Source organism: Streptomyces sp. NPDC004561 (genome assembly GCF_053602155.1).
In genome coordinates this window covers 1-6,824 of record NZ_JBSGDB010000466.1, presented here as the reverse complement: position 1 = coordinate 6,824, position 6,824 = coordinate 1, and the positions used below count along the sequence as shown (strand labels likewise).

The 6,824-nt window shown below is 68.4% G+C and carries 6 protein-coding genes; 4 read left to right on the top strand and 2 right to left on the bottom strand.

All coding sequences use genetic code 11. The annotated features are described in order from the left end of the window. The first annotated feature begins 92 nt into the window (after positions 1-92). From ACWEN3_RS37930 to ACWEN3_RS37915, 4 genes are all read left to right on the top strand, one after another. The gene (locus ACWEN3_RS37930) at positions 93-1,907 is read left to right on the top strand and encodes an ABC transporter ATP-binding protein (protein WP_452980731.1); all 1,815 of its coding nucleotides are present in this window, start codon (positions 93-95) and stop codon (positions 1,905-1,907) included. A gap of 142 nt (positions 1,908-2,049) precedes the next feature. Continuing rightward, positions 2,050-2,673, top strand: a complete 624-nt coding sequence (locus tag ACWEN3_RS37925) for a hypothetical protein (protein ID WP_452980728.1) — start codon at positions 2,050-2,052, stop codon at positions 2,671-2,673. A gap of 284 nt (positions 2,674-2,957) precedes the next feature. After that, on the top strand, positions 2,958-3,692 hold the full coding sequence (locus ACWEN3_RS37920) for a hypothetical protein (protein ID WP_452980725.1): 735 nt from the start codon (positions 2,958-2,960) through the stop codon (positions 3,690-3,692). Between the two features lie 1,182 nt (positions 3,693-4,874). Then, positions 4,875-5,189: a hypothetical protein gene (locus tag ACWEN3_RS37915; protein WP_452980723.1), complete on the top strand. Its 315-nt coding sequence runs from the start codon at positions 4,875-4,877 to the stop codon at positions 5,187-5,189. Between the two features lie 11 nt (positions 5,190-5,200). Here the strand turns inward: ACWEN3_RS37915 and ACWEN3_RS37910 are convergent, their stop codons facing one another. Together ACWEN3_RS37910 and ACWEN3_RS37905 are read right to left on the bottom strand one after the other, a co-directional pair. Then, on the bottom strand, positions 5,201-5,533 hold the full coding sequence (locus tag ACWEN3_RS37910; protein WP_452980720.1) for a UPF0158 family protein: 333 nt from the start codon (positions 5,531-5,533) through the stop codon (positions 5,201-5,203). A gap of 800 nt (positions 5,534-6,333) precedes the next feature. Next, entirely contained in the window at positions 6,334-6,693 is a 360-nt protein-coding gene (locus ACWEN3_RS37905) for a hypothetical protein (protein WP_452980717.1), read from the bottom strand. Positions 6,694-6,824: the final 131 nt, after the last annotated feature.

The window sequence follows — 6,824 nt, the reverse complement described above, 5'->3', positions numbered from 1 at the left end:
CCCGACGGCGCCGGGGTCCGTTCGTGCAGCACAGGTGCACGAACGGATCCCGGCACGTCGTCGGATCGGGCAGTGCCCAGGAAGCGCCGGCCATGCACACTGCAGCACCCGTCACCATGCCCGTGGCCGGATCCGGGGCGGGCCCCGCGGCCAGTTCTTCGCCCCGGACGCGGCATGCCCGTGTCTCCCCTCTGGCCGCGTTCCGGATGTTCTGGCCGCTGGTCAGCGTCAATCGGGTGGCCGTACTGGTGTCCACCGCGCTGCTAGTGACCTCCGCCGGATGCGACGCGGGCGCGATCGGGATCGTCGGCGTTCTCACCGACGACGTGCTCACGCCCGGCGACCTCGCCGCCTTCTGGAGGCCCGCCGCCCTCTGGCTGGGACTCGCATTGGCCGGCGCGCTTACCTCCACGGCGGGCGGCTACCTCGCCGGCTGGACCAGCGAGCACTTCCTGCTCGGCCTGCGCGATCGGGTCTTTCAGCACCTCCAACGGGTCCCGCCCGACGCCCTGGACCGCTTCGGCACCGGCGACCTGGTCTCCCGGCTGACCGGCGACATCGAGACCGTCGAGTCGCTGGTCGCCTCCGCGCCCGTCGAACTGATCACCTCCGCCGTCGGTGCGGTGGTGTTCGCCACGGCGGCCTTCTGGACCAGCTGGCAGCTGGCCCTGATCACCCTGGCCGCCGCCCCGCTGATCTGGTTCGGGGCCCGCGTGTTCGGCGCCCTGATGCGCTCCGCCACCCGTGCCGAACGCGACAGCAATGGCCGCCTGGCCTCCCTGCTGGAGGAGAGCCTGGCCAACATGCCCCTGGTGCAGGCCTACGGCCGGCAGCAGGTCGAGCACAGCAAGGTGCATCGCGAAGGACGCAACTGGATGCGCGCCGGACTGCGGCAGATCCGGCTGTCGTCGGTGTACGGGCCGATGGGCGAACTACTCGAGACACTCAGCGTGCTGGCCGTGATCGGCGCTGGAGCCTGGCAGATCTCCCAACACCACCTCAGCGTCGGCGGCCTGCTCTCCTTCGCCGCCTTCCTCGGCTATCTCCATCCCAAACTCCAGGAGCTCGGCGAGCTCGTCGTCAGCGCCTCCTCCGCCACCGCCGCCTGCGAACGCCTCATCGAGATCCTGCGCACCGGCCCCCTACCCGAGACCGCACCCCGCGAGAACGTCCCACCGCTCGCCGAACCGGTCCGCGGCGCTGTCACCTTCCAGGACGTCGGCTTCTCGTATGCCGGCAGCGGACGCCCCGTGCTGGAACGGGTGCGGCTGGACATCGCACCCGGCCTGCTCGTCGCGGTCACCGGACCCAGCGGCACCGGCAAGTCCACCCTCGGCAAGCTGCTGCTGCGGTTCCACGAGCCCTCCCGGGGCCGCATCCTGCTCGACGGCCGGGACATCGCCGAACTCCCCATCGAGGAGGTGCGCCGCCACATCACCCTGCTCGCCCAGGACAGCATGCTCTTCGACGGCACGGTCCGCGACAACATCGCCTACGGCCGCCCGGACGCCACAGAGGCCGAGGTGCTCGCCGCCGCCGTCGCGGCCGACGCCCATGACTTCGTCAGCGCGCTGCCCGAGGGCTACGACACCCCGGTCGGCAAACGGGGCAACAACCTATCCGGCGGCCAGCGCCGCAGGATCGCACTCGCCCGCGCCATGCTCCGCACCGCGCCCGTGCTGATCCTCGACGAGCCCACCGCCGGACTCGACGATGCCTCCACCACGCGCATCATGGCACCGCTGCGCCGACTCACCGCCGGGCGAACAACCTTTCTCATCACCCACGACCTGCGCCTGACGGCCCAGGCCGACCTCGTCCTCCATCTCACCGACGGCACCGCAGTCATCACGACCCCGGACCAGTCACCGACAACAAGCGTGCAACCGGAGAACGAGGCGGCCTGAGAGCCGACAGTTGTCGAAGTCTGCGGGTGCGGATAAATCATCCACCCAGGTGGAGGCCTTGATCGACTGACCTCTCAGTCCGCGCTCGCCGACAACTCCAATGTCTTCACGTCTACAGACGCGGACGGCATCATGATCTGTCGTGCTGCTGCGCCTGACCTACCTCGATGCGACCACCTCCCCGTCGCTCCTGCGCCTGCTGCCGACGAGCGACCGGGACAAAGACATCGAGATCCTTGCCCTGCGGCATCAACTGCTCATACTGCAACACCAGGTCAGCAAGCCCACGTTCACAGACATCGACCGCGCTGTCCTCGCCGGCCTGCTCCACCAACTGCCGAGGCAGAAGCTGCGCCAGCTCCTGCTGCTGGTAGGCCCGGACACAATCATGCGTTGGCATCGCAAACCTGCTCGAGCGATGACATGCCGCCACCGCGTGCCAAAGCGGCGCGGACACCCACCCACGGTCCGCTCCATCCGCGCCCTGGTCCTGCGCCTGGCTCACGAGAATTCCGCCGAACTGTTCCTGATGGCGTCGGACCCGGCCCAGTCGAGCACCTGGGTGCAGCCGCGCGCCTTCGCGGCGGCCAAGGCGGGCGGACAGGGCCCTGGCACCCGCGCCCTACACCGCATCGGCCGCCGACTGAAGGTGGCGTCACGGTCGTCAGCCGTGGAGAAGGGGGCGACCGTTCTTACCGACGCCCATGAATGGTGTACGGCCCAACCACGCGAATCGGCTCGTGGTGCGCAGCTCGCGTGGCTGTAAGGAGGGAATGCTGCTGGAAACCCGTGACCGAGGTTGGTAAGGAGAGCGGCGCGTCGGGCTGTTGGTTCGTGCGCTAACCTTCCTCCGCTATTCCAGGATTCGAACCTTTGACAACAGAAGCGGTGGGCGTCATGCATGGCATGCGATTCCGTACGGCTGTGGCGACAGTGGCCGTCGCGGCGGCCTTGGGCTCGGTCTCCGCCTGCGGGAGTGGTGGCGGGGGATCCGCATCCGCGGCGGGTCGGCACACGCCCCCTGCGCAGGCGCGGGTCGCCGTGTCACCGATGGCCTACCTCGTCAAGGCAGAGGAAGCCACCGCCAAGGAGCATTCGGCCAAAGTCGATGAGACCATTACGGTTGGCACCATCAAGCAGACGCACGTGTCCGGCGCCATGGACTGGGCCAGGGGCGCCCAGGGCAACTTCACGGTGGTAATCAAGTCGTCGGTGCCGACGCCGATACCCACCAGCCGGTTCAAGCTCCGCAGCGACGCCATGTATATGAGTACACCGCCGAAGTATGTGACGCTGCTGGGCGGCAAGCACTGGACGAAGACGCCTTTCGCGCTCCTCGCCGCCCAAGGCGCGGCGGGGAAGGCTCAGGTCGACATGATGCAGCAGGCCAACCCGACACTGTCTGTGCGGATGCTGATCTCCAGTGGCGACGTGCACAGGGTGGGCCAGGAGAACGTCCGAGGGGTGCCCGCGACCCACTACTCGGGCACGCTGGACGCGGCCAAGATCACGGCCATCCGAAGTCGGGGGCTGTCGCCCGACGACGTGAAGTTCCTCAAGCAGGAGTTCGCGGCGCAAGGCATCACGAACGCCCACATCGACGTCTGGCTCAACAGCGACAACCTGCTCGTGGAGAAGCGGGAGCAGATGCAGACGGCCACCGGCGAGCGGACAGCGACCGTCTACTACTCCGACTACGGCGTCACGGTGGACCTGTCGACTCCCCCGGTCTCCGACACCTTTGTCCTCACCTCAATGACCGGAACGAAATCCGGCGCGGCCTGATCATCGGAGCCGGAACCCGTGCTGACGTGCGAGATAACCAACGGATCACATGGCAGCACAGGAGCGTCGGCCCGTAGATGGCATGCCCGAGTGGAAACGACGGACGCGGCGCCAGATGATCAAGGCTAATACTCAAGATCGACCTGGAGCCGCGTCCGCGTGCCATCTCCTCTGATCAGCGTCCTCCGAGTTCGCTCTGGGACAGGCAACGCGAGACCCTGGACACTGCCCTCAACCCAGCCGCACCCGCCTCGGTACTGCTGCGGCTGCTCGATGTCGCAGAAGACGAACGGCTCCCCGGCGTCGGCTGGCTGATCACCCGTGAACTGCCTGACGAAGTCGTCGAAGCGTGGATCTCCCATCCCGAGCCGCGCGTGCGCAAGCAGCTCGCAGAGCGCTGGACACTCACTGCCGAGCAGCGAGAACGGCTCTTCGTCGAACCCGAACCCCGGTTGCGATGGATCTTCACCACCTGTGCGGTGGACGGAAGGTCGCCCCTGGCCGAGGCCTCGTTCGCGCAACTCGTCGCAGCGCGAAGGTGAGAGCCGAGGTGGCACTACATCGGGCATCACGATCGCGTACGACAACGCAACGAGGAACGCGACGGTCAGGTCGAGGCCCTCGATTCCGTACCACTATAAGGAGTGTTGGAGGGTGAGTTGACGGCTGTCGATACGGGCCTCGTTGCGCAAGGCAGACTCGACCTCTGAGCCATCTGTCAGCGCACACCGAGAGGCGGCTGGGCCGCCCTCCTCCATACGCGGAAGCCCGCAGCACTGGGCCCCGAGTCTGTGCCGCGGCCGCTGCGGTTGTCGTCCAGCGCCGTTACAACAGTGCGGCATTCGGCGTGTCCTTCGAGAAATCGGACTCGTGCGGCTGCTCACCCCTGGGAAGGGAAACGGGGCGATCGCTGCTCCCGGAAGCCGCCCTCCCGACAGACATTGAGCAGGCGCCCGCCGACCACTGCACCGTACGATCCGCCTCGTCCGGCCTCGGCGCCTGGTCCGGAGTTCCCAGCCTTCTCGGCGCCAACCCGCAGTTGGTGCTGGGGAGTCGGTACGTGCTACGAGGCAGCACCCTGATCCCCGTGGCGGGAGGACCGACCGTCGTGGCTCAGGGCGGAGCTGCCGGGCGGTTGGCCGAGGGAGGGGAGCTGCGGGCTCCGCCGGTACCGTGTTCCCTGTGGACGGGGAGCTGAGCAACAGGGAACTCGATGAGCTGGTCGAGCAGGCCACCGTGGACGCCTACGGCGACGAGGAGCAGCTCACGGGCCTCTACACGATGCTCGCAGAGCATCTGGCCGTCCCGTTCAAGACGGTCGTTCTCGGGGTCGAGGTCACCGTGAAGAAGGTGGACCTGCTGCCCGGCAGCCAGATCGTGGCGGTCTGCACGCGCGGCAGGCACCGGCAGGCGATCGGCATTCTCGACCTTCCGTTGCCGGATCCGGCGCCCGAGGGGGCCGAGTGGATCGAGGCCTGCCGGCACTGGGGCCCGTGAAGGCACCCGGGTCAGTGGTGGCCCGACAGCGCCGGCCGGTAGCCCTGATCGGCGAGCCAGGCCCGGGCCCGGCCCTGCTGCCGCTCCGCGGAGAACAACCAGTACCGCTGCAACTGCGCTGGAGAGGTGGCCAGCATGTCCTTGAAGCGGCGGAACGCCCCTGGACCCTGGATCGCGATGCCGAGGAACCGGGCGAGGTCCGGGTCGTCGAGGGTGGTGATGAAGTCCTCCATGTCGCTGTAGGCGTCCCGCGATCCCTCGCACGGGACGTCGAGCCACCGCTCAGTGTCTTCCGGTTCCTCCTCGTCCCATGACTCCTCGGTGTCCGCGAGGCAGGCCAGCACTCACCGGTGCCCAGGTCGATACGGCCACCACCCCAGGCCGGGTCCCCTTCGAGCAGACTGGAGAGTTCCTCCAGGTCGACCGGCAGCGGCCGCAGCAGGCAGAGGGCACGGCCGCCCGCCGTGTCGAGCTGTTCGGCGAGTACCTCGTCTCCGGGCCAGCCCCGTTCGCGCAGTGCGGACGAGCACGCGGTCGCTGCCTCCCGGGCGCCGGGCAGGCCCCGGGAAACTGCTGCGGTGAGTGCGTCTCCACACTGCTGCAGCACTCCGACGGGGTCATGCGCACGCAGCAGGGCGAGCAGGGACGGGCAGTCCGCGTTGTGGCGGGCGGCGCGGAGCGCCTTCAGCGCGTGGTCGGTCCATGCCTCGGTCACGCCCGCGAGGCTACTCCCCCGAGTTCTCGGCTGCTCTCGAACAGGGGGACCTCCGCCGTGCGCTGCGAGCGCCGCCGTCTCCGGTGCGACAATGCGCTGGTGAGCACAGCGGACAGGGCCACAAGCAGGCGCAGGCGGCCGACGTTCGGCCCGGAACCGTGGCCTCATCCGGCACCGTCTTGTACCCACCACTCACCCCAGCTCGCATCCCGTCCGCCGTCGACCCACACACCGTGGAGCGGGCGTGGTCGCGGCCGCGAAACCACCCGCCTGCCCCCCGAGGACCCGTCCACCCCACTGCGCACGCTGCTGCCGGTGGGGCTACGGCCGCCGACCGCTTCGGTCGCCGTCCCGAAGACCCGACAGACGGTGAGGTACTGAAGATCTCAGGTGACGAGTAGCCCGCCAAGCCGCCTGGCGCGTCTCCTCTTACAGCGTGAGCCGTCCAGCACGCGTTGAGCCGGCGCTGCCGCTCGTCGCGGCCGGACGGAAGCTGCGATTGAAGTCCACAGCGATGTTCAGCGCGAGAAGGTTCTTTCCGCTGCCCGTCCAAGCGCGCAGCAGGATTCGGTGCTCGGCCACCGGCACTGCCTGGGGAAGCTGGAGGTTCCACGTCTGCCGCCACGGCCCTGCGGGCGGCCTGAGGTCACCCGGCAGTCTCGCGCCCACGCTCGCCAGCAGTTCGGGCAGTGCGTAGTTCCTGTCGAGCATCTTCACCGGGCCGAACTTCATGATCACGTTGCAGGTGACCCGGGTCAGGTCGACGGACGCCTTGAGGTGGCCGTTCATCTCCCAGCAGACCTGGTGTCCCAGCCACGGCAGAGCCGGGGTCAACGTGATGTCGAGGCCGTCCAGGACATAGGTACCTCGGCTCGGTCCTCATCGTGGTCTCGCTGGTGCCGTGGAACGACCCGACCATC